Below are 25,634 nucleotides of genomic sequence, written 5' to 3' on the forward strand. Positions count from 1 at the left end.
CGGTCGTGGTCCGGCTCGACGCGGCGGACCGGCCGTGGCTGCGCCCGCTCACCGCCGACGACCTCGCGGTGCTCGCCGCCCGGGCGCTCGGAGCGGCCGATTCGCCGGTGCTGCCGCTGGACGTCGACCAGAGCGTCCTGACTGGACAGACGGTCCCCGCGCCGCTGCGCGCGCTCGTGCGCCGGGCCCGGCCCGTGGCGGAGACCGTCGTCGGTGACGCCGGGGTCGGCCTGCGCGAGCGGCTCGTCGCCGTCGACGCCGAAGACCGGCACACCCTGCTGCTCGACCTCGTGCGCGAGCAGGCCGCGATCGTGCTCGGCTACCCGGGACCCGAGACGGTGGAGCCCGGCCGGGCGTTCCGCGACCTCGGCTTCACGTCGCTGAGCGCGGTCGAGTTCCGCAACGCGCTGAACGAGGTCACCGGGCTCCGGCTCGCCGCGAGCCTCGTGTTCGACTACCCGACGCCGGCCGGGCTCGCCCGGCACCTCGAGGAGGAGCTCCTCGGTGCCGCGGCGGGCGCGAGCGTGCCCGCGGTGACCGCGGCGGCCGCCGACGACGACCCGATCGTGATCGTCTCGATGGCCTGCCGCTACCCGGGCGGCATCCGCACGCCCGAGCAGCTGTGGGAGGTCGTCGCGGCCGGGTCCGACGAGATCACCGGGTTCCCGGCCGACCGCGGCTGGGACCTCGACGCCCTCTACGACCCCGACGGCCAGACCCCGGGCACCTGCTACACGCGCGAAGGCGGCTACCTGCACGACGCGAGCGAGTTCGACGCCGCGTTCTTCGGGATCAGCCCGCGCGAGGCGGTGGCGATGGACCCGCAGCAGCGGCTGCTGCTGGAAATCAGCTGGGAGGCGCTGGAACGCGCGGGACTGACCCAGGAGGCGTTGCGGGGCAGCAAGACCGGCGTCTTCGCCGGGGTGACCTACCAGGACTACGGCTCGCTGCTCATGCACGCGGTCGAAAGCGCCGAAGGCATGCTCGGCACGGGCAACTCGCCGAGCGTGCTTTCCGGCCGGGTCGCCTACACCCTCGGTCTCGAAGGACCCGCCGTCTCGATCGACACGGCCTGTTCGTCGTCGCTGGTCGCCCTGCACTGGGCCGCGCAGGCGCTGCGCGCGGGTGACTGCTCGCTGGCGCTGGCCGGCGGCGTGACCGTGATGTCGAGCCCGGTTTCCCTCATCGAGTTCAGCGCGCAGAAGGCGCTGGCCCCCGACGGGCGCTGCAAGCCGTTCTCGGCCGACGCCGACGGCGCGAGCTGGGCCGAGGGCGCCGGTGTCCTGCTGCTCGAACGGCTCTCGGACGCCCGGCGCAACGGCCACCGCGTGCTCGCCGTGGTCAAGGGGAGCGCGCTCAACTCCGACGGCGCGTCCAACGGGCTGACCGCGCCGAACGGACCTTCGCAGCAGCGGGTCATCCGGCACGCGCTCGGCAACGCGGGCCTGACCCCCGCCGACGTCGACGTGCTGGAGGCGCACGGGACGGGCACCGCGCTCGGCGACCCGATCGAGGCGGGCGCCGTGCTCGCGACCTACGGCAAGGACCGGCCGGCGAACCGGCCGCTGTGGATGGGCTCGCTCAAGTCCAACATCGGGCACTCCCAGGCCGCCGCGGGCGTCGGCGGCGTGATCAAGGTGGTGCAGGCGATGCGGCACGGCATCGTCCCGCCGACCCTGCACGCCGAAACGCCGACCCCGCACGTCGACTGGTCCTCGGGTGCGGTGGAGCTGGCGACCGAGGCGCGGCCGTGGCCCGAGACCGGCGCGCCGCGGCGCGCGGGCGTGTCGTCGTTCGGTATGAGCGGCACCAACGCGCACGTGATCATCGAGTCGGCCCCGGAGGAGCCGGCGCGGCAGTTCCAACCGGCGGGCGGCACGGTCGCCTGGCCGATCTCGGCGCGGTCGGCCGGTGCCCTGCGGGCGCAGGCCGAGCGGCTGCTGTCCGTGGTGGACTCCGTGGAGGGCCTGGACCCCGCCGCGGTCGGCCAGGTGCTGGCCACGGGCCGGACGCACTTCGAGCACCGCGCGGTGCTCGTCGGCGCCGACGTCGCCGGGTTCCGGCGCGCGCTGCGGGCCCTGACCGGCGAGCGCGCGGACAGCGGCCTGGTCACCGGGGTCACCGCCACGCGCGGAAAGGCCGTGTTCGTGTTCCCCGGCAAGCGGGCGAGCTGGCACGGCATGGCGGCGGACCTGCTGGCCGAGTCGGCCGTGTTCGCCGACCGGCTCGGCGAGTGTTCGGACGCCGTCGCCGAGGCCACCGGCTGGTCGGTCCTCGACGTGCTGCGCGGCGGGGACGGCGCTCCCGCAGCCGATCGGACCGACGTGGCGGAGGCGTGCGCGTTCGCGGTGTCGGTGGCGCTGGCCGACCTGTGGCGCGCCCACGGCGTGCGGCCGTCGGCGGTGCTCGGCTACGGCGACGGCGAACTCGCCGCAGCCTGCGTGGCGGGCGCGCTTTCCCTGCCGGACGCGGTGAAGGTGCTCGTCGCCCGCGGCCGGGTGCTGACCGGCGCGACGGAAACCGCCGCGGCGGCCCACGTGGTGCTGGCCCGTGCCGAGGTGGACGCGCTGCTCGGCGAGACCGGCGGCCGGGTGCGGCTCGCGGCCTCGCACGGGCCCGCGGAGGCCATCGTCTCCGGGGAGCCGGGCGCGATCGAGGAGTTCATCGAGGCGTGCCGGGCTCGCGGCGGGCAGGCCCGTTCCGTGAGCGGCGGCCCCCGGCCGGACCCCGCCGCGGCCGACCGGCTGCAGGCGGAGCTCGGCGACACCATCGAGGCCACCGAGCCGCGGGTGCCGGTCGTCTCGACGGTGACCGGGGCCCCGGTGGACGTGCTGGACGCCGGGTACTGGGCCCGCGCCATCGGCGCTCCGGTCCTGCTCGACGCCGCCGTGCTCGCGGCGACGCGCGAAGCGGGCGTGTTCGTCGAGGTGAGCGCCGACGCGGTGCTCACGACGGCGGTCGAGGACGTGGCCCGCACGGCGGCCGAGGACGAGCCCGGGCCGCTGGTGGCCGGCACCCTCCGCCGCACGCAGGGTGACCTGAGGCGGTTCCTGCTGTCCCTCGGCGAGCTGCACTGCGGCGGCTTCGCGGTCGACTGGACCCCGGTGTTCGCCGGTCGCGAGCTGCCCGACGTCGAGCTGCCCACCTACGCCTTCCAGCACCAGCGGTTCTGGCCCACGTTCCCCGAGCCGGGCAGCGAGCCGGGCGGCGACCGCGCGGCCGACCCCGCCGACGCGCGGTTCTGGGACGCCATCGAGTCCGAAGACCTCGGCTCGCTCGCCGAGACCCTGGACCTCGACCGGGCGGCGCTGGAACCCGTGCTGCCCGCGCTGTCCTCGTGGCGACGGCGACGCCGCGACGAGTCCACATTGGACAACCTGCGCTACCGGGTGAGCTGGCGGCCCGTCACCGATCCGGCCGCTCCCGAGCTGCCGGGGACCTGGCTGCTGGTCACCGGCGCGGACACCGGCGACTGGGCGACGGCCGCGGCCGAAGCACTCGCCGCGCACGGTGCGGAGGTCGAACGGCTCACCGCGGGCACCGACCGCGCCGAGCTGGCCCATGCGGTCCGCGACGCCGCGGGCGGCCGCACGCTCGGCGGCGTGCTTTCGCTGCTGGCACTGGACGAGACGGCCGAGGACGGTCACCGCGAGCTTCCCGCCGGCCTGGCCCGCACGGCCACGCTCGTGCAGGCGCTCGGGGACGCCGAGGTCGACGCGCCGCTGTGGTGCGCCACGCGGGGTGCCGTCTCGACCGGACGCGCGGACTCGCTCGACCACCCGGCGCAGTCGCTCGTGTGGGGCCTCGGCCGGGTCGCCGCCCTCGAACACCCCGAACGCTGGGGCGGTCTCGTCGACCTGCCCGCGCGTCCCGACCGCCGCTCCGCCCGCCGCCTCGCGGCCGCGCTCACCGGGATCGACGGCGAGGACCAGCTCGCGGTGCGTGCGTCCGGCATCTTCGGGCGGCGGCTCGTCCGGGCGCCGCTCGGCGGCACGGGCACCGACGGCACCTGGTCGCCGTCCGGCACCGTGCTCGTCACCGGTGGCACCGGCGCGCTCGGCGCGCACATCGCCCGGTGGCTGGCCCACGAAGGTGCCCGGCACCTGCTGCTGACCAGCCGCCGGGGCACGGACGCCCCGGGAGCCGCGGAGCTCGAAGCCGAGCTCGCCGCGCTCGGGGTCGGCGTGACGATCGCCGCGTGCGACGCCGCCGACCGCGACAGCCTCGCGGCGACGTTGTCCCTGGTGCCCGCCGAGCACCCGCTGACCGCGGTCGTGCACGCGGCCGGCGTGCTCGACGACGGCATGCTCGACTCGATGACGCCGGACCGGCTGGCCGGCGTGCTGCGGGCGAAGTCGTACGCGGCGCTCAACCTGCACGAGCTGACCCGGACCGCCGAGCTGTCGGCGTTCGTGCTGTTCTCCTCGACCGCGGGTGTCTGGGGCGGCCCCGGCCAGTCCAACTACGCCGCCGCCAACGCGTTCCTCGACGCGCTCGCCGAGCACCGGCGCGGGCTCGGCCTCACCGCGACGTCGATCGCGTGGGGGCCGTGGGCCGAGAGCGGGATGGCCGACCACGCCGCGCTGCTGCAGCGCCAGCGCCGGGGCGGCATCCTCGCGCTGGAGGTCGAGCAGGCGTTCGCCGCGTTGCGGCAGGCGCTCGACCACGACGACACGTGCGTGACCGTCGCGGGCGTCGACTGGGCGCTCTACGCGCCGGGCTTCGGCACGCTGCGGCCGAGCCGGCTCATCGAGGGCGTGCCCGAGGCGAAGCGCGCGCTGGAGCTGACCGCGGAGGCGTCCGGCGATCCGGACGCCGGCGGTTCGGCGCTGTCGGCGCGGCTCGCCGGGCTGTCCGAGGCCGAGCGGGAGCGGGAGCTGCTCGACATCGTGAAGCTGTTCGTCTCCGGTGTCCTCGGGTTCGACGGCGCCGACGAGGTCGACGCCGCACGGGCCTTCAGCGACATCGGCTTCGACTCGCTGACCGCGGTGGAGCTGCGCAACCGGCTCAGCTCGCTGACCGGGGTCCGGCTCCCGTCGACGCTGATCTTCGACTACCCGACGCCGACCGCGCTGGCCCGCTACCTGCGTGGCGAGCTGGTCGCCGACGACGCGCCCGCCGCCGCCGAACCGCCGGCCGCCGTCACCGCGCAGCCCGCCGACGACCCGATCGTCATCGTCGGCATGAGCTGCCGGTTCCCCGGCGACGTCCGCTCGCCCGAGCAGCTGTGGGACCTGCTCGCCGAAGGCGGCGACGCCATCACGGAGTTCCCCGCCGACCGCGGCTGGGACCTCGACGCGATCTACCACTCGGACGCCGACAACACCGGCACGAGCTACGTGCGCTCCGGCGGTTTCGTCGGCGACGCCACGCAGTTCGACGCCGCGTTCTTCGGGATCAACCCGCGCGAGGCCCTGGCCATGGACCCGCAGCACCGGCTGCTGCTCGAAACCTCGTGGGAGGCCCTCGAACGCACCGGGATCGACCCCACGACCCTGCGCGGCAGCCGGACCGGTGTCTTCGCCGGGGCCACGGGCCAGGACTACACGCCGCTGCTGGCCATGTCCGACCACGACGTCGAGGGCTACGTCATGACGGGCAACTCGGGCAGCATCCTGTCCGGGCGCATCGCCTACACCCTCGGCCTGGAAGGCCCGGCGGTCACCGTCGACACGGCCTGCTCGTCGTCGCTGGTCGCCCTGCACTGGGCGGCGCAGGCGCTGCGCAACGGCGAATGCGAGCTGGCGCTGGCGGGCGGGGTGACCCTGATGTCCACCCCGTCGTCGTTCGTGCAGTTCAGCCGTCAGCGCGGACTCGCCCTCGACGGGCGGTGCAAGCCGTTCTCGGAGAGCGCCGACGGCACGGGCTGGGCCGAAGGCGCCGGGATCCTCGTGCTGGAACGGCTTTCCGCCGCCCAGCGCCTCGGCCACCCCGTCCTGGCGGTGGTGAAGGGTTCGGCGATCAACTCCGACGGCGCGTCGAACGGCCTGACCGCGCCGAACGGTCCCTCGCAGCAGCGGGTGATCCGGGACGCGCTGGCCACCGCCGGCCTTCGCCCGTCCGATGTGGACGCGGTCGAGGCGCACGGCACCGGCACCGTGCTCGGCGACCCCATCGAGGCGCAGGCCCTCCTCGCCACCTACGGCCGCGACCGGGACCGGCCGCTGTGGCTGGGCTCGGTGAAGTCCAACGTCGGGCACACGCAGGCCGCGGCGGGCGTGGCCGGGGTGATGAAGATGGTGCTGGCGCTGCAGCACGAGCTGCTGCCACGGACGCTGCACGTCACCGAACCGTCCTCGCACGTGGACTGGTCGGCCGGCGACGTAGCCCTGCTCACCGAGCCGGTGCCGTGGCGGGCGAACGGGACGCCGCGCCGCGCCGGGATCTCCTCGTTCGGGCTCAGCGGCACCAACGCGCACGTGATCGTCGAGCAGGCACCGCCCGCGGAACCCGTGCGGGTCGGGCCCGAGCGGCAGCCGTCCGGGCCCGTGCCGTGGCTCGTGTCCGCGGCGACCGCCGACGGTCTCGCGGCCCAGGCGGCGCGGCTGCGGGCCGCCGCGGACGGCATCGCCCCGCTCGACGTCGCCTACACCCTGGCCACCGCGCGGTCGTCGTTCGAGCACCGGGCGGCGATCGTGGCCACCGAGCCTTCGGAGTTCCTGGCCGCGCTGGACGCACTGGCCGGTGGGGGATCCGCGCAGGTCGTCCGAGGTGTCGCCGCGCCGGACGCGCGCTCGGCGTTCCTCTTCTCGGGCCAGGGCGCGCAGCGGGCGGGCATGGGCCGCGAGCTGTACGCCACCTTCGACGTGTTCGCCGACGCCCTCGACGCCGTGTGCGCGCAGCTCGACGCCGAGTTCGACGCCGCGGGCGGGGTCGCCGACCGGCCCCTGCGCGAGGTGCTCTTCGCCGAACCGGACGGGCCCGAAGCAGAAACGGCCGCGCTGCTCGACCAGACCGTCTACACGCAGGCGGCGCTGTTCGCCGTCGAGGTCGCGCTGTACCGGCTCGTCGAGTCGTGGGGCCTGACCCCGGCCTACCTGGTGGGCCACTCGATCGGCGAGCTGGCGGCGGCCCACGTCGCGGGCGTGCTCTCACTGCCCGACGCCGCGAAGCTGGTCGCCGCGCGGGGCCGCCTGATGCAGGCGCTCCCCGCCGGGGGCGCGATGATCGCCATCCAGGCCACCGAGGACGAAGTCGCGCCGCTGCTCACGGATCCGGTGTCGATCGCGGCGGTCAACGGCCCCGCGTCGGTCGTGGTCTCCGGGGCCGAGGCCGCGGCCGAGGCGATCGCGGAGCACTTCCGCGCGGCCGGCCGCAAGACCCGGCGGCTCACGGTGAGCCACGCGTTCCACTCGCCGTCGATGGAGCCGATGCTCGCCGAGTTCCGCCGGGTCGCCGAGAGCCTGACGTTCGAGCAGCCGCGGCTGCCGGTCGTGTCGAACGTGACCGGGACACTGGCGACGGCCGAGGAGCTGACCTCGCCGGAGTACTGGGTCCGGCACGTCCGCCAGGCCGTCCGGTTCCACGACGGCCTGCGCTACCTCGCCGCGCACGGCGTGACGCGGTTCCTCGAACTCGGCCCGGACGCCGTGCTCACCGCGCTGGCCGCCGACTGCGTGGCCGAGGACGCGGTGCTCGTGCCCGCGCTGCGCCGGGACCGCACCGAGGTCACCGGGATCACGACGGCCGTCGCCACGCTGCACGTCCACGGGATGTCGCCGGACTGGGCCGCGTTCTTCGCGGGCCGGGACGCGCGCCGGGTCGCCCTGCCCACCTACGCCTTCCAGCGCCGCCGGTTCTGGCCGACGGCGTCGGCGCTGGGCTTCGGCGACGTCCGCGCGGCCGGGTTCGGCGCGGCGGGCCACCCGCTGCTCGGGGCGGCCGTGCCGCTCGCGGCCTCGGACGGCCACCTGTTCACCTCCCGGCTGTCGGTGCAGACCCAGCCGTGGCTGGCCGACCACGCCGTGCAGGGCCGGATCCTGTTGCCCGGCACGGCCTTCCTGGAGCTGGCGATCCGCGCCGGGGACGAGGTCGGGTGCGGCCGCGTGGCCGAGCTGACGCTGGCCGCCCCGCTGGTGCTGCCCGAGCACGGCGGCGTGCAGCTGCAGGTCGTCGCCGGCGAGCCGGACGAGCACGGCAGCCGGTCGCTCACCGTCCACTCTCGACCCGAGAAGGCGGGCGCGGAAGCGCCGTGGACGCTGCACGCCACCGGTGTCCTCGACACCGGGGCCGTCGAGCCGGCGGACCGGCTCGACGCGTGGCCGCCGGTGGGCGCGGAAGCACTCGACGTCGAGGGCTTCTACGAGATGTACGCCCGCAGCGGGTTCGCCTACGGCCCGTCGTTCCAGGGCATGCGGGCGGCGTGGCGGATCGGCGACGACGTCTTCGCGGAGCTGGCGCTGCCCGAGGCGCAGCAGGAGGCGGCGAGCGGCTTCGGGCTGCACCCCGCGCTGCTCGACGCCGCGCTGCACCCGCTGGTGTTCCTCCCGCTCGAAGGCTCGGGCCGCAGCAGGCTCCCGTTCTCCTGGAGCGGGGTGTCGCTGCACGCGGGCGGCGCGGCGACGGCCAGGGTGCGGCTCGCGCAGGCCGGTCCCGACGCGCTCGCGCTGACCGTGTGGGACGCGGCCGGCTTGCCCGTCGCGTCGATCGAGTCGCTGGCGATGCGGGAGATCTCGGGGGAGGCGCTGCAGACCGCGCCGTCGGCGCCGGAATCGCTGTACCGCCTCGACTGGAGCCCGATCGAACCGGGCGGGGCGCCGGACTCGGCGTCGTTCGCCGTGCTCGGCGCCGACGACCTCAAACTGGCCGCCGAGCTGACGCGCACCGGCGCCGCGGTCACGGCCCACCCGGACCTGGCCGCGCTCGCCGGGGACACCGTGCCGGCCGTCGTGCTGGTGCCGTGCGTCACCAACGGTCACGCGACCGGTGACCTGCCCGCGGACGTCCGCGCGGCGACCTACCGGCTGCTGGACCTGCTGCAGGACTGGGTGTCCGACGAGCGGTTCGAGGCCTCGACGCTGGTCGTCGTGACCCGGGGCGCGGTCGCGCGCGACGGCGAGGACGTCCGTGACCTCGCGTCCGCGCCGGTCTGGGGCCTCGTGCGGTCGGTGCAGACCGAGCAGCCGGGCCGCGTGCTGCTGGTCGACGTCGACGACGAGCCCGCCTCCATCGAGGCGTTGCCCTCGGCACTCGGCTGTGGTGAGCCGCAGCTGCTGCTGCGCGCGGGTGTCGCCCACGTGGCGAGGCTGGCGAAGCCGTCCGCGGGCGCACTGGTGCCCCCGCCGGACGCGCCGTCCTGGCGGCTGGACATCGGGCAGCGGGGCACGCTGGAGAACCTCCGGCTGCAGCCCGCCCCCGAAGCCGTCGGCGAGCTGCTGCCCGGGCACGTGCGGATCGCCGTGCGTGCCGCGGGTGTCAACTTCCGCGACGTGCTGAACGCGCTCGGGATGTACCCCGGCGAGGTCGGCGCGATGGGGCTCGAAGGCGCCGGCGTGATCACCGAGGTCGCGCCGGACGTGACCGGGTTCGCGGTCGGCGACCGCGTGCTCGGCATGTTCGGCGGCGCGTTCGGCCCGCTCGTGCAGGCGGATCACCGGATGGTGGCGCGCATCCCGGACGACTGGTCGTTCGTGGCGGCCGCTTCGATCCCGCTGGCCTACCTGACCGCCTACTACGCGCTGGTCGACCTCGGCGGGGTCCGGCCGGGCGAGTCGGTGCTCGTGCACGCCGCCGCGGGCGGCGTCGGCATGGCGGCGGTGCAGCTGGCCCGGCACCTCGGGGCGGAGGTCTACGGCACGGCGAGCGCGGGCAAGCACGACGCGCTGCGCGAACTCGGCCTCGCCGATGACCACATCGCGTCGTCGCGGTCACTCGGCTTCGCGGCGGAGTTCGCGGCGCCCGGGGGCCGCGGGATGGACGTGGTGCTGAACTCGCTCGCGGGTGAGTTCGTCGACGCCTCGCTCGGGCTGCTGTCCCCCGGCGGCCGGTTCCTCGAGATGGGCAAGACCGACGTGCGCACCGGCGACGAGGTCGCCGCCGCCCACGAAGGGGTGCGCTACCAGGCCTTCGACCTCGTCGAGGCCGGCCCGGAGCGCATCGGGCGGATGCTCGCCGAACTCGTCGAGCTGCTGCGCGGCGGCGCGCTGCGCCCGCTGCCGATCGCCACCTGGGACGTGCGGCGCGCGCCCGAGGCGTTCCGGTTCATGAGCCAGGCCAAGCACATCGGCAAGGTCGTGCTGACCATGCCCCGGCAGCTCGACTCGCAAGGCACGGTCCTCGTCACCGGCGGCACCGGCGGGCTCGGCAGCGAGCTGGCCCGCCACCTCGTCACCGAGCGCGGCGTCCGCCACCTGCTGCTGACCAGCCGCCGCGGGCTCGAGGCCGACGGTGCCCCGGAACTGGCCGAGGAACTCGCCGGGCTCGGCGCCGAGGTCGTGGTCGCGGCCTGCGACGTCGCGGACCGGGCGGCGCTCGCGGCCGTGCTGGCGCGGGTGCCCGCCGAGCACCCGCTGACCGCGGTGGTGCACACCGCGGGCGTCGTCGACGACGGGCTGCTCGCCTCGCTCGACCACGAGCGGCTCGACCGGGTGCTGCGGCCGAAGCTCGACGCCGCGGTCAACCTGCACGAGCTCACCCGGGACGCCGAGCTGGCCGCCTTCGTGCTGTTCTCCGGCGCCGCGGGCCTGTTCGGCGGCGCGGGCCAGGGCAACTACGCGGCGGCGAACGTCTTCCTCGACGCCTTCGCCGTGCGACGGCACCACAGCGGGCTGCCCGCCACGGCACTCGCGTGGGGCCCGTGGGGCCAGGGCGCCGGGATGACGAGCAAGCTCACCGAAGCCGACCTCGCCCGGATGGCGCGCGGCGGGATGCGTCCGCTCACCGTGGAGCTGGGCCTGTCGCTGTTCGACGCGGCACTCGCCACCGATGAGCCGGCGCTGCTGCCGATGGACCTCGACGCGGCCGCGCTGCGGGAGCAGGGCGAGGCCCTCGCGCCGCTCTACCGGGGCCTGGTCAAGACGCCGTCGAGGCGCAGCGCGCAGTCCGCGGGCACGGCGGACGTCGCCGGCTCGCTGGCGAAGGCGCTCGGCGGGATGGCCGAGGCGGAGCGGGCCGAAGCGCTGGTCGAGCTCGTGTGCGGTCAGGTCGCCGCGGTGCTCGGGCACGCCTCGGCCGGGGACATCGAGCCGGAGCGGTCGTTCAACGAGCTCGGGTTCGACTCGCTGACCTCGGTCGAGCTGCGCAACCGGCTCGGCGCCGCGGCCGGGCTCCGGCTGCCGGCGACCCTCGTGTTCGACTATCCGACCCCGACCGCGCTCGCGGGCTACCTGCTCGGCGAGATCGTGCCGGAGGAGGAACCGGCCGCCGAGCGCGCGCTCGGCGAGCTGGATCAGCTGGGCGGCCTGCTCTCCCGGGTCGCCGCCGACGACGGGCTGCGCTCGGCGATCACGCGCAAGCTCGAGGACCTGCTCGGCCGGTGGAGCGGCAGCGGCGCGCCGTCGGACGGCGGCGGAGACGGCGACGTGGCGGCCGCGAGTGCCGACGAGCTGTTCGACCTGATCGACAAGGAGTTCGGGTCCTGAGGGTGCCCGGCGAGAAAGGTGACGAACGTGGCGGACGAGGACAAGCTGCTCGGCTACCTCAAGAAGGTGACCGCTGATCTGCGGCAGGCCCATCGACAGCTGCGTGAGGTCGAGGAGAAGGAGTCGGAGCCGATCGCCATCGTGGCGATGAGCTGCCGCTACCCCGGCGGGGTGCGCACGCCGGAGGAGCTGTGGCGGCTGCTCGCCGACGGCGGCGACGGCATCTCCTCATTCCCGCTGGACCGCAACTGGCCCGCCGCGCTCTACGACGAAGATCCGGGCCGGTCCGGCTCGACCTACGTCCGCGAGGGCGGGTTCGTGTACGACGCGGCGCAGTTCGACCCGGCGTTCTTCGGGATGAGCCCGCGCGAGGCGCTCGCCACCGACCCGCAGCAGCGCCTCCTGCTGGAGATCTCCTGGGAGGCGTTCGAGCGGGCCGGGATCGATCCGCTGACGCTGAAGAACAGCCGGACCGGCGTGTTCGTCGGGGCCGCGTCGACCGGGTACGGCTCCGGGCTGACCAGCCTGCCCGAAGGCGTCGAAGGGCACCTGCTGACCGGCACCTCGACCGCCATCGCGTCGGGCCGGGTCGCCTACGTGCTCGGGCTCAAGGGGCCGGCGATCACGGTGGACACCGCGTGCTCGTCTTCACTGGTCGCGCTGCACTGGGCGGCGCAGTCGCTGCGGCGCGGCGAGTGCTCGCTGGCGCTGGCGGGCGGCGTGACGGTGATGTCGACGCCGGGCATGTTCCTCGAGTTCAGCCGCCAGCGCGGGCTCGCCGCGGACGGGCGCTGCAAGCCGTTCGCCGCGGCCGCCGACGGCACGGGCTGGGCCGAAGGGGCCGGGCTGCTTTTGCTGGAGCGCCTGTCGGACGCGCGGCGGAACGGCCATCCGGTGCTGGCCGTCGTGCGCGGTTCGGCGGTGAATCAGGATGGTGCGTCCAACGGCCTGACCGCCCCGAACGGGCCGTCCCAGCAGCAGGTCATCCGCGAGGCACTGGACAGCGCGGGCCTCGAACCGTCCGATGTGGACGCCGTCGAGGCGCACGGGACCGGCACCGCGCTCGGCGACCCGATCGAGGCGCACGCGCTGCTGGCGACCTACGGCCGCAACCGCGCGGGCGCGGACCCGCTGCGGCTGGGCTCGATCAAGTCGAACATCGGGCACACCCAGGCGGCGGCCGGTGTCGCGGGCGTGATGAAGATGGTGCTCGCGCTGCGCAACGGGTTGCTGCCCGGCACGCTGCACGTCGACGAGCGGACCCCGCAGGTGGACTGGTCCGCCGGCGCGGTCGAGCTGCTCACCGAGGCACGGCCGTGGCCCGGCGGCGAGCGGGTCCGCCGCGCCGGGATCTCGTCGTTCGGCATCAGCGGCACGAACGCGCACGTGATCGTCGAGGAACCACCCGCGGCGGACGTCGCCGAACCGGAGCCCGAGCCCGCGCAGGTGGGGACGGCGGTCGTGCCGGTGGTGCTGTCCGCCCGCGGCGAGGAAGCCCTGGCGGCACAGGCCACCCGGCTGTTGTCCTATGTGGATGAAAATCCGGACGTCACGCTCGCCGACCTGGCGTATTCGCTGGCGACCGCGCGGGCGACCTTCGAACACCGGGCCGTGCTCGTCTGCGCCGACCGGGCGGGGCTGCGCGCGGAGCTGGCGGCGCTGGCCGGACGTCGTCACTCGCCGAACCAGGTCCGCGGAGTCGTGCCGGGCAAGGGGAAAGCGGGCAAGACGGCGTTTCTCTTCTCCGGTCAGGGCGCGCAGCGGCTCGGTGCCGGGCAGGAGCTGTACGACGCGTTCCCGGTGTTCGCCGAGACGGTGGACGCCGTGTGTGCCCGCGTGGAGGGCCTGCGCGAGGTGATGTTCGGCGACGACGCCGAGCTGCTGAACCAGACCGTGCACACGCAGGCGGCGTTGTTCGCGGTCGAGGTCGGGTTGTTCCGGCTCTTCGAATCGTGGGGTGTGACAACGGACTTCCTGGTCGGCCACTCGATCGGTGAGCTGGCGGCCGCGCACGTCGCGGGCGTGTTCTCCTTGGAGGACGCGTGTGTCCTGGTGGCCGCGCGTGGCCGGTTGATGCAGGCGCTGCCTTCGGGTGGGGTGATGGTGGCGGTGCAGGCCGCGGAGGCCGAGGTCTTGCCGTTGCTGGTCGAGGGGGTGTCGATCGCGGCGGTGAACGGCCCCTCCTCGGTGGTGCTCTCGGGTGACGAGGATGCGGTCGAGTCGGTCATCAAGCAGTTCGAGGGCCGCAAGACCCGCCGGTTGCCGGTGAGCCACGCGTTCCACTCGGCGCGGATGGAGCCGATGCTGGCGGAGTTCCGCCGGGTCGCGGAGACGCTGACCTACCACGCTCCCGTGATTCCCGTGGTGTCGAACGTGACCGGCACCCTGGCCGAAGAGCTGACGTCGCCGGAGTACTGGGTCCGGCACGTGCGGGCCACGGTCCGGTTCCACGACGGCGTGACCTATCTGGCCGAGCAGGGCGTGACCCGGTTCCTCGAACTGGGCCCGGACGGTGTGCTCACGGCGATGGCGGCGGAGTCCGTCGAGGGCACGGTGGTTTCGGCGCTGCGCAAGGACCGCGCCGACGTCGAGTCGATCACGATCGCCGTCGGCAGGCTGCAGGTGAGCGGGCTGTCCCCGGACTGGGAACGGTTCTTCGCCGGCCGCGCGGCCGTGCGCGTCCCGCTGCCGACCTACGCTTTCCAGCGTGAGCGCTTCTGGCTGGATCCCGGAGAAACCGCCGGCACTACCGAAAAGTCCGAAGTGGACCAGTGGTGCCACCGGGCCACCTGGAAGCCGCTGTCCGTGGAGCCCGGACGGCTCGACGGCGCCTGGCTGGCCGTCGTGCCCGCCGCGGCGTCCGGTCACGATGAGGTGCTGCGCGCACTCGCCGACGGCGGCGCCGACGTCACCACGATCGTGGTCGATCCGCACACCGCCGACCGTGGATCGCTCGCGCGATCGGTCCCGGAGGCCGAGTACGCCGGGGTGCTGTCGTTGCTCGCGCTCGACGCCACCCCCGAGCCCGACCGGTTCCGTGCGGTGGCGGGCACCCTCACCCTGATCCAGGCGCTCGGTGACGCCGGTGTCACCGCGCCGCTGTGGTGTGTGACCCGCGGTGCCGTGCCGGACACCGTCACCGACCCCGCCCAGGCCCAGATCTGGGGCCTCGGCCGCGTCGCGGCCCTGGAGTTCCCCGATCGGTGGGGCGGTCTCGTCGACCTGCCGGCGGAACTCGGCGACCGCTCGGCGCGGCACCTGGCCGCCGCTCTGTCCAATGGGGACGGTGAGGACCAGCTCGCGGTCCGCGAATCCGGTGTGCTCGGCCGACGGCTGATCCGGACGGCACCGGCGAAGGAAGGCGCGTGGCGGCCGCGCGGGACCGTGGTGATCACCGGCGGCACGGGCGCGCTGGGCGCGCGGGTCGCGCGGTGGGCCGCCGAGGCGGGCGCCGAGAAGGTGGCCCTCGTGTCCCGCCGGGGACCGGACGCGCCCGGCGCCCGGGAGCTGGCGGCGGACCTGACGGACCTCGGCGTCGCGGTGAGCGTGCTCGCCGCCGATGTCGCCGACGCCGAGCAGTGCCGGGCCGCGCTGAAGTCCGCGGGAAGCGAAGTCACGGCGATCGTGCACGCGGCCGGGGTGCTGGACGACGGCGTGCTGGACGCCGTGACCCCCGAGCGGCTCGCGGCGGTCGTGCGGGCGAAGGGCGTGGCCGCCCGGACCCTGCACGAGGTCTCGGCCGAGCTCGGGCTCGAGCTGGACGCGTTCGTGCTGTTCTCGTCGTTCGCCGGCACGGTCGGCGCGGCCGGGCAGGGCAGCTACGCGGCCGCCAACGCCTACCTGGACGCGGTGGCCGAACACCGGCACGGCCTGGGACTGCCCGCGACCTCGATCGCCTGGGGCCCGTGGGCCGAGGCCGGCATGGCCGCCGACGGGGCCGAGCGGATGCGCCGCGGCGGCCTCACCCCGCTGCCGCCGGCCACCGCCACCCTGGCATTGGGGCAGCTCACCGGCGCCGTCACGGTGACGGTCGCCGACGTCGACTGGGACCGGTTCGCGCCCGGCTTCTCCGCCGCCCGGCCGAGCGCGCTGCTCGCCGAGCTCCCGGAGGTGCGCCGCGTCGCCGGGCAGCGGTCACGGGCCGCCGCGAGCCCGTTGCCCGCCGACCTGCCCGAAGCCGAACGGCCGGCCGCCGTGCTCGAACTGGTGCGCGCCCACGCCGCGGCCGCGCTCGGCCACCCGGGCCCCGAACACATCGATCCCGCCCGGGCCTTCCAGGAACTCGGGTTCGACTCGCTGACCGCCGTCGAGTTCCGCAACGCGCTCGGCGCGGCCACCGGCCTGTCCCTGCCCTCGACGACGGTCTTCGACCACCCGACGGCCCAGGCGCTGGCCGCCCACCTCCACGCCGAACTGTTCGGCGGCGCGCCGGAACCGGCCCGCGCCGCGCGGACCGTCGCGCTCGACGAGCCGATCGCGATCGTCGGGATGAGCTGCCGGTTCCCCGGCGGCGCCGACTCGCCCGAGGCGCTGTGGCGGCTGCTGGACCTCGGCGTCGACGCGATGACGCCGTTCCCCGAGGACCGCGGCTGGGACGTCGAGGCGCTGTACGACCCCGACGGTGAACGGCCCGGCACGTCCTACACCCGGCACGGCGGTTTCCTCGACGGCGTCGCCGAGTTCGACGCGGGCTTCTTCGGGGTGTCGCCCCGGGAAGCGGTGGCGATGGACCCGCAACAGCGGTTGCTGCTCGAAGCGTCGTGGGAGGCGCTCGAAGACGCCGGGATCGACCCCCGGTCGGTGCAGGGCAGTCCGGTCGGGGTGTTCGTCGGGACCAACGGGCAGGACTACCCGATGCTGCTCGCCTACGCCGACCAGGACTCCGCCGGGCACGCGGGCACCGGCAACGCGGCGAGCATCGTGTCCGGCCGCGTGGCGTACACGCTGGGCCTGGAAGGTCCCGCGGTCACCGTCGACACGGCGTGCTCGTCGTCGCTGGTCGCCCTGCACTGGGCGAGTGAGTCGCTGCGGCGCGGCGAGTGCTCGCTCGCGCTGGCGGGCGGCGTGACGGTGATGTCGACCCCGGGCTCGTTCCTCGAGTTCAGCCGCCAGCGCGGGCTGGCCCCCGACGGCCGGGTGAAGGCGTTCTCCGACGACGCGGACGGCACCGCCTGGGGCGAAGGCGTCGGCCTGCTGCTCGTCGAGCGCCTGTCCGACGCGCGCCGCAACGGGCACCCGGTGCTGGCCGTCGTCAAGGGCTCGGCGGTGAACTCCGACGGCGCGTCGAACGGCCTGACCGCCCCGAACGGCCCTTCGCAGCAACGGGTGATCCGCGACGCGCTGGCCGCCGCCGGGCTCGAAGCGTCCGATGTGGACGCGGTCGAGGCGCACGGGACGGGCACCACGCTCGGCGACCCGATCGAGGCGCAGGCGCTGCTGGCCACCTACGGGAAGGACCGCGACCGGCCGCTGTGGCTCGGGTCGGTCAAGTCGAACCTCGGCCACACGCAGGCGGCCGCCGGGGTGGCCGGGGTGCTGAAGATGGTGCTGGCCCTGCGCCACGGCGTCCTGCCGCGGACGCTGCACGTCGGCTCGCCGACGTCGCACGTGGACTGGACCGCGGGCCGCGTCGCGCTGGCGACCGAACCGGTGCCGTGGACCGGGGGCGACCGCCCCCGCCGCGCCGGCATCTCCTCCTTCGGCCTCAGCGGCACCAACGCCCACGTCATCATCGAGGAGGACACCGAACCGGCCCCGGCGCGGGACGCCGAGCCCGTCGTCGACGGCGGCACGGTGCCCCTCGTGCTCTCCGCGCGCGGTGCCGACGCGCTGCGCGCCCAGGCGCGGGCGCTCGCCGGCGTCGTGGAGTCCCGCACGGAAGCGGAGCTCGCCGACATCGGCTGGTCGCTGCTCACCGGCCGGGCGTCGCTCGAACACCGGGCCGTGGTGCTCGCGGCCGACCGGGCCGCCGCGCTGGCCGGGCTGACGGCGCTCGCCGAGGGCGGCCGGGGCGGCGTCACCGGAGAGGTCGCGGAAGGCCGCTCGGCGTTCCTGTTCTCGGGACAGGGCGCGCAGCGGGCCGGCGCGGGCCGGGAGCTGGCCGGGGCGTTCCCCGTGTTCGCCGAGGCGCTGGACGCGGTGTGCGCGCACCTGGACCCCGAACTGGACCACCCGCTGCGTGAGGTGATGTTCGGTGACACCGGGCTGCTCGACCGGACTCGGTACACGCAGGCCGCGCTGTTCGCGCTCGAAGTCGCGCTGTTCCGGTTGCTGGAGTCGTGGGGCGTCACGCCGGACCACCTGCTCGGCCACTCGATCGGCGAGCTCGCGGCGGCCCACGTGGCCGGCGTGCTTTCGCTGGCCGACGCCTGCCGGCTCGTCGGCGCGCGGGGACGGCTGATGCAGGCCCTGCCGCCCGGCGGCGCGATGGTGGCGATCCAGGCGAGCGAGGCCGAAATCGCCCCGCTGCTCACCGAAGGGGTGTCGATCGCGGCGGTGAACGGGCCCGCCTCGGTCGTGGTTTCCGGCGACGAGGACGCCGTCGAGGCGATCGCCGCGCGGTTCCGGGACGAGCGGAAGACGCGCCGGCTGACGGTCAGCCACGCGTTCCACTCGCCGCGGATGGAGCCGATGCTCGCCGAGTTCCGGCGCGTCGCGGCGGAGCTGACCTACCACGAGCCGTCGATTCCCGTCGTGTCCAACGTGACCGGCACCCTCGCCGCGGAGGGCGAACTGACCTCGCCGGACTACTGGGTCCGGCACGTCCGGCAGGCGGTGCGGTTCCACGACGGGATCACCTTCCTCGCCGGGAAGGGGGTCACCCGGTTCCTCGAACTCGGCCCCGACGGCGTGCTCGCGGCGCTGGCCGCCGAGTCGGCGGACGCCATGATGGCCGCGGTCCTGCGCAAGAACGGCGGGGCCGAGCCGGAGAGCGTGCTGGCGGCGCTCGCGGCGCTGCACGTCACGGGACACCGGATCTACTGGACGCAGCTGTTCACCGGCGCGCGCCGGGTCGCGCTGCCCGGCTACGCCTTCCAGCGCCGGCACTACTGGCCCCGGTTCGACGCGGCGAGGGCGGCCGCGGCCGCCCCGTCGAACGGCGTCGACGCGCAGTTCTGGGCGGCCGTCGAGCGCGAGGACCTCGACGCGCTCGCCGAAACCCTGTCCGTCGACGGCGAAACCACGCTCGGGTCGCTGCTGCCCGTGCTGTCGGCCTGGCGGCGCGAGCACACCGACAAGTCCACTGTGGACTCCTGGGGCTACCGCGTCGGGTGGCGGCGGATCGAGGCGGCCGCCCGGCCCGCCCCGGCCGGGACCTGGCTGCTGGTGCTGCCCGTGCGGGCCGACGACGGCGCCACGACCGTCCGGAAGGCCCTCGAACAGCGGCTCGGTCACTGTGTGCCGGTCGAGATCGAACCGGGCGTCGACCGCGCCGCGCTCGCGGAGCAGGTGCGCGCGGCCGCCTCGGCCGAGCCGGAGCTCGCCGGCGTGGTCTCCCTGTGCTCGCTGGCCGAGACCGGCGAACCGGCGGTGACGCTGGCGCTCGTGCAGGCGCTCGGGGACGCGCGTGTCGCGGCCCCGCTCTGGTGCCTGACCACGGGCGCGGTGTCGGTCGATGCGACGGAACCGGTTCGCAGCCGGACCGGTGCCGCGGTCCAGGGCCTCGGCCGGGTCGTGGCCCAGGAGGCGCCGGACCGCTGGGGCGGCGCCGTGGACCTGCCCGAGGTGCTCGACGAACGCGGCGCCGACCAGCTCGCCGGGGTGCTGGCCGGCCTCGACGGCGAGGACCAGGTCGCGATCCGCGCGACCGGCGTCTTCGGCAGGCGGCTGCTGCGTGCCGCTCCCGCCGGGCCGGCGGCCGAGTGGCCCGTGTCGGGCACCACGCTCATCACGGGCGGCACCGGTGCGCTCGGCGCGGAGGTCGCCCGCTGGGCGGCGGACCGGGGAGCGGAGCACCTCGTGCTCGCGAGCCGCCGCGGCGAGAACGCGCCCGGCGCGGCGGAACTCGCGGCCGAGCTGGCGGACCTCGGCGCGCGAGTCAGTGTCGTCGCGTGCGACGTCGCCGACCGGGACGCGGTGCAGCGGCTGCTCGCGGAGATCCCGGAGAAGTACCCGCTGACGGCGGTGGTGCACGCCGCGGGTGTCCTCGACGACGGCGTCCTCGACTCGCTGACCCCGGACCGGCTCGCCGCCGTGCTCGCGGCCAAGGTGGACTCCGCCGGGCACCTGGACGAGCTGACCCGCGACCGGGACCTCGCGGCCTTCGTGCTGTTCTCCTCCTTCGCGGGCACGATCGGCGCGGCGGGCCAGGGCAACTACGTCGCCGCGAACAGCGCGCTCGACGCGCTGGCCGAGCAGCGCCGGGCGGCCGGACTCCCCGCCACGTCCATCGCGTGGGGGCCGTGGGCCGAGGCGGGCATGGCCGCCGGCGAGACGGTGGCGAGCCGGCAGCGCCGGGGCGGCGTGCGGGCGCTGCCGCCGCGCACGGCCATGGTCGCGATGGCGCGCGCCGCCGCGCGACCCGACGCGTGCCTGGTGGTGGCCGACGTGGACTGGGAAAGCTTCGCGCCCGGGTTCACGGCGCTGCGGCCGAGCCGGCTGTTCGACGAGATCCCCGAAGCCCGGCGCGCGTCCGCCGCGGAACGGGAGAGCTCGCCGTCGGACTTCAAGGCCCGGCTCACCGCGTTGCCCGACGGCGAGCGGGCCGGCGCCCTGCTCGAGCTCGTGCGCGGGCAGGCCGCGCAGGTGCTCGGCCACGAGGGGGCGAGCGCGATCGAGCCGGGGAAGGCGTTCTCGGACCTCGGTTTCGACTCGCTCACCGCGGTGGAGCTGCGCAACGTGCTCGTCGCGATCACCGGCGTCGCGCTGCCGGCGACCGTCGTGTTCGACCACGCGAACCCCGCCGCGCTGGCGCAGCGGCTGCGCAGCGAGCTGTTCGCCGACGGCGAGGCCGAGGTCGTGCCGGTGCTGGCCGAGCTGGACCGGCTGGAAAGCGCCGTGGCCGCGCTGCCGGTCGAGCAGCTCGCGGGCACCCGCCTCACCGCCCGCCTGCAGGCCCTCGTGAAGCAGCTCGGCGACGCGCAGCACGGCGAACGCGGGACCGAGGTCGCGGAACAGCTGCAGACGGCGACCTCGGACGAGGTCTTCGCCTTCATCGACCAGGAGCTCGGCCTCGGCTGAGGCCGGTCCGAAGAGCCATTTCAGCCAGCGAGACGACGAACCGGAGAAACCAGGATGGCGGACCAGGACAAGCTCCTCGACTACCTCAAGCGGGTGACGGCCGACCTCCACCAGACCCGGCAGCGGCTGAGCGAAGCCGAGGCGGGCCTGCCGGAGCCGGTCGCCATCGTCGGGATGAGCTGCCGCTTCCCGCACGGCGCCGACACCCCGGAGCGGCTGTGGGACCTGCTGTCCGGCGGCGTCGACGTGATGGCGGAGTTCCCCGCCGACCGCGGCTGGGACCTCGACTCGCTCTACGACCCCGATCCGGACCAGCCGGGGACGAGCTACGTCTCCGAGGGCGGCTTCCTCGACGCGGCGGGCGAGTTCGACCCGGCGTTCTTCGGCATCTCGCCGCGCGAGGCGCTGGCGATGGACCCGCAGCAGCGGCTGTTGCTGGAGACGTCGTGGGAGGCGATCGAACGCGCCGGCATCGATCCCGCCTCCCTGCGCGGCGGCCAGGTCGGGGTCTTCGCCGGGACCAACGGGCAGGACTACGGCGGGCTCGCGGCGCTGGCCCCCGACACCGAGGCCTACCTCGGCACCGGCAGCTCGGCCAGCGTGCTGTCGGGGCGCATCGCGTACGCGCTCGGGCTCGAAGGCCCCACGCTGACCGTCGACACGGCGTGCTCGTCTTCGCTGGTCTCGGTGCACCTCGCGGCGCAGGCCCTCCGGGCCGGTGAGTGCCGGCTCTCGCTGGCCGGCGGCGTGACCGTGATGGCGACGCCGGGGGCGTTCATCGCCTTCAGCCGCCAGCGCGGGCTCGCCGCCGACGGCCGCTGCAAGGCGTTCTCCGACTCCGCCGACGGTGTCGGCTGGAGCGAGGGCGCCGGGATGCTGCTGCTGGAGCGGCTTTCCGACGCGCGGCGCAACGGCCACCCCGTGCTCGCGGTGGTGCGGGGTTCGGCGATCAACTCCGACGGTGCCTCGAACGGCCTGACCGCGCCGAACGGCCCGTCGCAGCAACGGGTCATCCGGCAGGCGCTCGCCGACGCCGGGCTGTCCCCGTCCGATGTGGACGCCGTCGAGGCGCACGGAACCGGCACCTCGCTCGGCGACCCGATCGAGGCGCAGGCGCTGCTGGCCACCTACGGGAAGGACCGCGACCGCCCGCTGTGGCTGGGCTCGATCAAGTCGAACCTCGGCCACACGCAGGCGGCGGCGGGCGTCGCGGGCGTGCTGAAGGTCGTGCTGGCGCTCCAGCACGGCGAGCTGCCGAAGACGCTGCACGCCGACCGGCCGTCGAGCCGGGTCGACTGGACGGCGGGTGACGTGCGCCTGCTGACCGAGCCCCAGCCGTGGACCGGGGAGAAGCGCCGGGCCGGGGTCTCGGCGTTCGGGGTCAGCGGCACGAACGCGCACCTCATCATCGAGGAGGCACCCGGGGCCGACGAAACCGCGCCGGAGCCGGTCCGGGTGCACGCGCCGACGCCGTGGCCGCTGTCGGGCCGCACCGACGCGGCGTTGCGGGCCCAGGCCCGGCGGCTGCGCGAGCTGCTCGCCTCGCCCACGAAGCCCGCCGCCGTCGACGTGGCCTACTCGCTGGCCACCTCCCGCTCCGCCTTCGAGCACCGTGCCGTCCTGCTCGCCGACGACGTCGAGACCGCGCTGCGCGGCCTCGACGCACTCGCCGCGGGCGAGCGGGTGCCCGGGGTGCTCACCGGGGTGGCCACCGAAGGGCGCACGGCGTTCCTGTTCTCCGGGCAGGGTGCCCAGCGGACGGGGATGGCCGCCGGTCTCGCCGCGGCGTTCCCCGCGTTCGCCGAGGAGCTCGACCGGGTCGGCGCCGAGCTGGACCGCCACCTCGACCGGCCGCTGCGCGAGCTGCTCGGCGCCGGGGCCGATGTGCTGGAGCGGACCGAGTACACCCAGCCCGCGCTGTTCGCGGTGGAGGTCGCGCTCTACCGGTTCCTCGGGCGCTGGGGGCTGGCCCCCGACCTGGTCGCGGGGCACTCGGTCGGCGAGCTCGCCGCCGCGCACGTCGCCGGCGTCCTCTCGCTCGAAGACGCCGCCGTGCTCGTCGCCGCGCGCGGCCGGCTCATGCAGCAGCTGCCCGCCGGTGGCGCGATGGTCGCCGTCGCGGCCACCGAAGCGGAGGTCGCGCCGCTGCTCACCGGCGGCGTCTCCCTGGCGGCGGTCAACGGGCCCGCGTCGGTCGTGCTGTCCGGTGACGAGCCGGCCGTGCTCGACGTCGTCGCGCAGTTCGAGCGGCAGGGCCGCAAGACCCGGCGGCTGCGGGTCAGCCACGCGTTCCACTCGCCGCGGATGGAACCGATGCTGGCGGAGTACGCCGCCGTCGCCGCAGGACTGCCCTATCAGGACCCCTCGATCACGGTCGTCTCGACGGTGACGGGGGAAGCGGCGAAGCCGGGTGAGCTGAGCACCGCCGAGTACTGGGTCCGGCAGGTGCGCCGCGAAGTGCGCTTCCACGACGCCGTCCGCTCGCTGCGCGCGCTGGGCGCCACCCGGTTCGTGGAGCTCGGCCCGGACGCCGTGCTCACCCCGATGGCGCAGGAGTGCCTGGACGGCGACGGCGTGGTGATCCCGGTCCTGCGCCGGGACCGCGACGAGGCCGAGGCGCTGACCACCGCGGTGGGCGTCCTGCACGGCGCCGGTGTCTCGCCGGACTGGGCCGCCGTCTTCGCCGGGCGTGGCGCGCGCCGGGCCGACCTGCCCACCTACCCGTTCCAGCGCAGCCGCTACTGGCCGGACGTCGTGCTGCCCGGCGGCAGTGACGGGATGCGCTACGCCGGGCTGTGCGGCGCCGAGCACCCGCTGCTCGGCGCGGTGGTCGGGCTCGCGGGGGCCGGCGGTGCGGTGTTCACCGGCCGGCTGTCGACGCGCACCCAGCCGTGGCTGGCCGACCACGTCGTCGCCGGCACGATCCTGGTGCCCGGTACGGCGTTCCTCGAGCTGGCGGTGCGCGCGGGCGACGAGTTCGGCTGCACGCACGTGGAGGAGCTCACCCTGGCCGTGCCGCTGGCGTTGCCCGAACGCGGCGGGGTCCGGCTGCAGGTCGTCGTCGGCGACGCCGATGACGCGGGCGCGCGGGCGATCAGCGTCCATTCCCAGCCCGAGGACGAGGGCGCCGACGCACCGTGGACCCGGCACGCGACCGGCGTGCTCGGCACCGGCGCCGCGGCCGGGATCGACCAGGACACCGCGTGGCCGCCGGAAGACGCGACCCGGGTCGAGCTGACCGACGCCTACGGCAAGCTGGCCGCCGCCGGATTGGCCTACGGGCCGGTGTTCCAGGGACTCACCGCGGTGTGGCGGCGCGGCGACGAGCTCTTCGCCGAAGTCTCCCTGCCCGAGGACGCGGCGGCGGAGGCCGGCCGCTTCGGGCTGCACCCGGCGCTGCTCGACGCCGGGCTCCACGCGCTCGGCGTCGGCTCCGGCGCGGCGCTGCCCGGAGCGGCGTCCGGCACCACCGTGCTGCCGTTCTCCTGGACCGGCGTCGAGCTGCACGCGGCGGGCGCGGCCGCGCTGCGCGTGCGGCTGAGCCCCGCCGCCACCGAGGACGCGGTCGTGCTGCACGTGACGGACCCGGCGGGTGCGCCGGTGCTGACCGTGGAGTCGCTGACCTTGCGCGGGGCTCCCGCGGAACCGGGTCCGGCCGGGGGGACCGAGTCGCTGTTCGAGCTCGCCTGGCCGGACGTCCCGGCCGGGGCGAAGGCCGGCTGGACCGAGCTGGCCGGGGCCGGCCTGACCGAGCTGGCCGCGCGGATCGACGACGGCGCCACCGTGCCCGAGCACGTGCTCGTGTCCCCGGCGGCCGACGGCGAACTGCCGGGGCGGGCCCACACGCTGGCCGCCCAGGCGCTCGGCCTCGTGCAGGCGTGGCTCGCCGACCCGCGGTTCGCCGCGTCCCGGCTCGTCTTCCGCACCCGGGGAGCGGTCGCGGCCGGTTCCGACGTCACCGATCCCGCCGCCGCGACGGTCTGGGGCCTGGTGCGCTCGGCGCAGACGGAGAACCCCGGCCGGTTCGTGCTCCTCGACACCGACGGCAGCGAGGACGCCGGTGACGCCGTGCTGGCGGCCGCGCTCGGCACCGGCGAGCCCCAGCTGGCCGTGCGCGACGGCGTGCTCCGCGCGCCGCGGTTCGTCCGCAGCGCCCCGCCGGCCCCGGAGTCCACTGTGGACTGGGGCGACGGGACCGTGCTCGTCACCGGCGGAACCGGAGCCCTCGGCGGGATCTTCGCCCGGCACCTGGTGACGGCGCACGGGGTCCGCAAGCTCCTGCTCGCCGGCCGCCGCGGCCCGGCCGCCGAGGGAGCGGCCGGGCTCGTCGCCGAGCTGACCGAACTCGGCGCCTCGGCAGAAGTCGTCGCCTGTGACGTGGCCGACGCGGACGCGCTGGCCGAGCTGCTCGCGTCCGCCCGGCCCAGCTCCGTCGTGCACCTGGCCGGGGTGCTGGACGACGGCATCGTCGAAGCGCTGACCCCGGACCGGCTTGCCACCGTGCTGCGGCCGAAGGCGGACGCCGCGTGGCGGCTGCACGAGCTGACCCGCGAGGCGGACCTGCGCCAGTTCGTGGTGTTCTCCTCGATCTCCGGTGTCGTCGGCGCCGCCGGGCAGGGCAACTACGCCGCCGCGAACGCGTTCCTCGACGCGCTGATGGCCCACCGCGCGGCTTCGGGCCTGCCCGGCCGGTCGCTGGCGTGGGGGCTGTGGGACGAGGCCGGCGCGATGACCGGCGGGCTCGACGACGCCGACCGGTCGCGGATCGCCCGCGGCGGGGTGCTGCCGCTGTCCGCCGTCGAGGGCCGCGCGCTGTTCGACGCGGCCATGGCGGCGCCGGGCGCGCTGCACGTGCCGATGCGGCTCGACCTGCCC

General features: G+C 75.6%; 2 pseudogenes. Both read left to right on the forward strand.

Annotated features, from left to right (window positions below):
• Window positions 1-92: 92 nt before the first annotated feature.
• A pseudogene (locus IE317_RS45625) lies at window positions 93-20,489 on the forward strand (type I polyketide synthase); the annotation flags it as partial.
• Window positions 20,490-20,825: 336 nt separating this feature from the next.
• Window positions 20,826-25,634, forward strand: a pseudogene (locus IE317_RS42280) (beta-ketoacyl synthase N-terminal-like domain-containing protein); the annotation flags it as partial.

The sequence above is a fragment of the Amycolatopsis bullii genome (genome assembly GCF_014654205.1).
Lineage (GTDB): Bacteria > Actinomycetota > Actinomycetes > Mycobacteriales > Pseudonocardiaceae > Amycolatopsis > Amycolatopsis plumensis.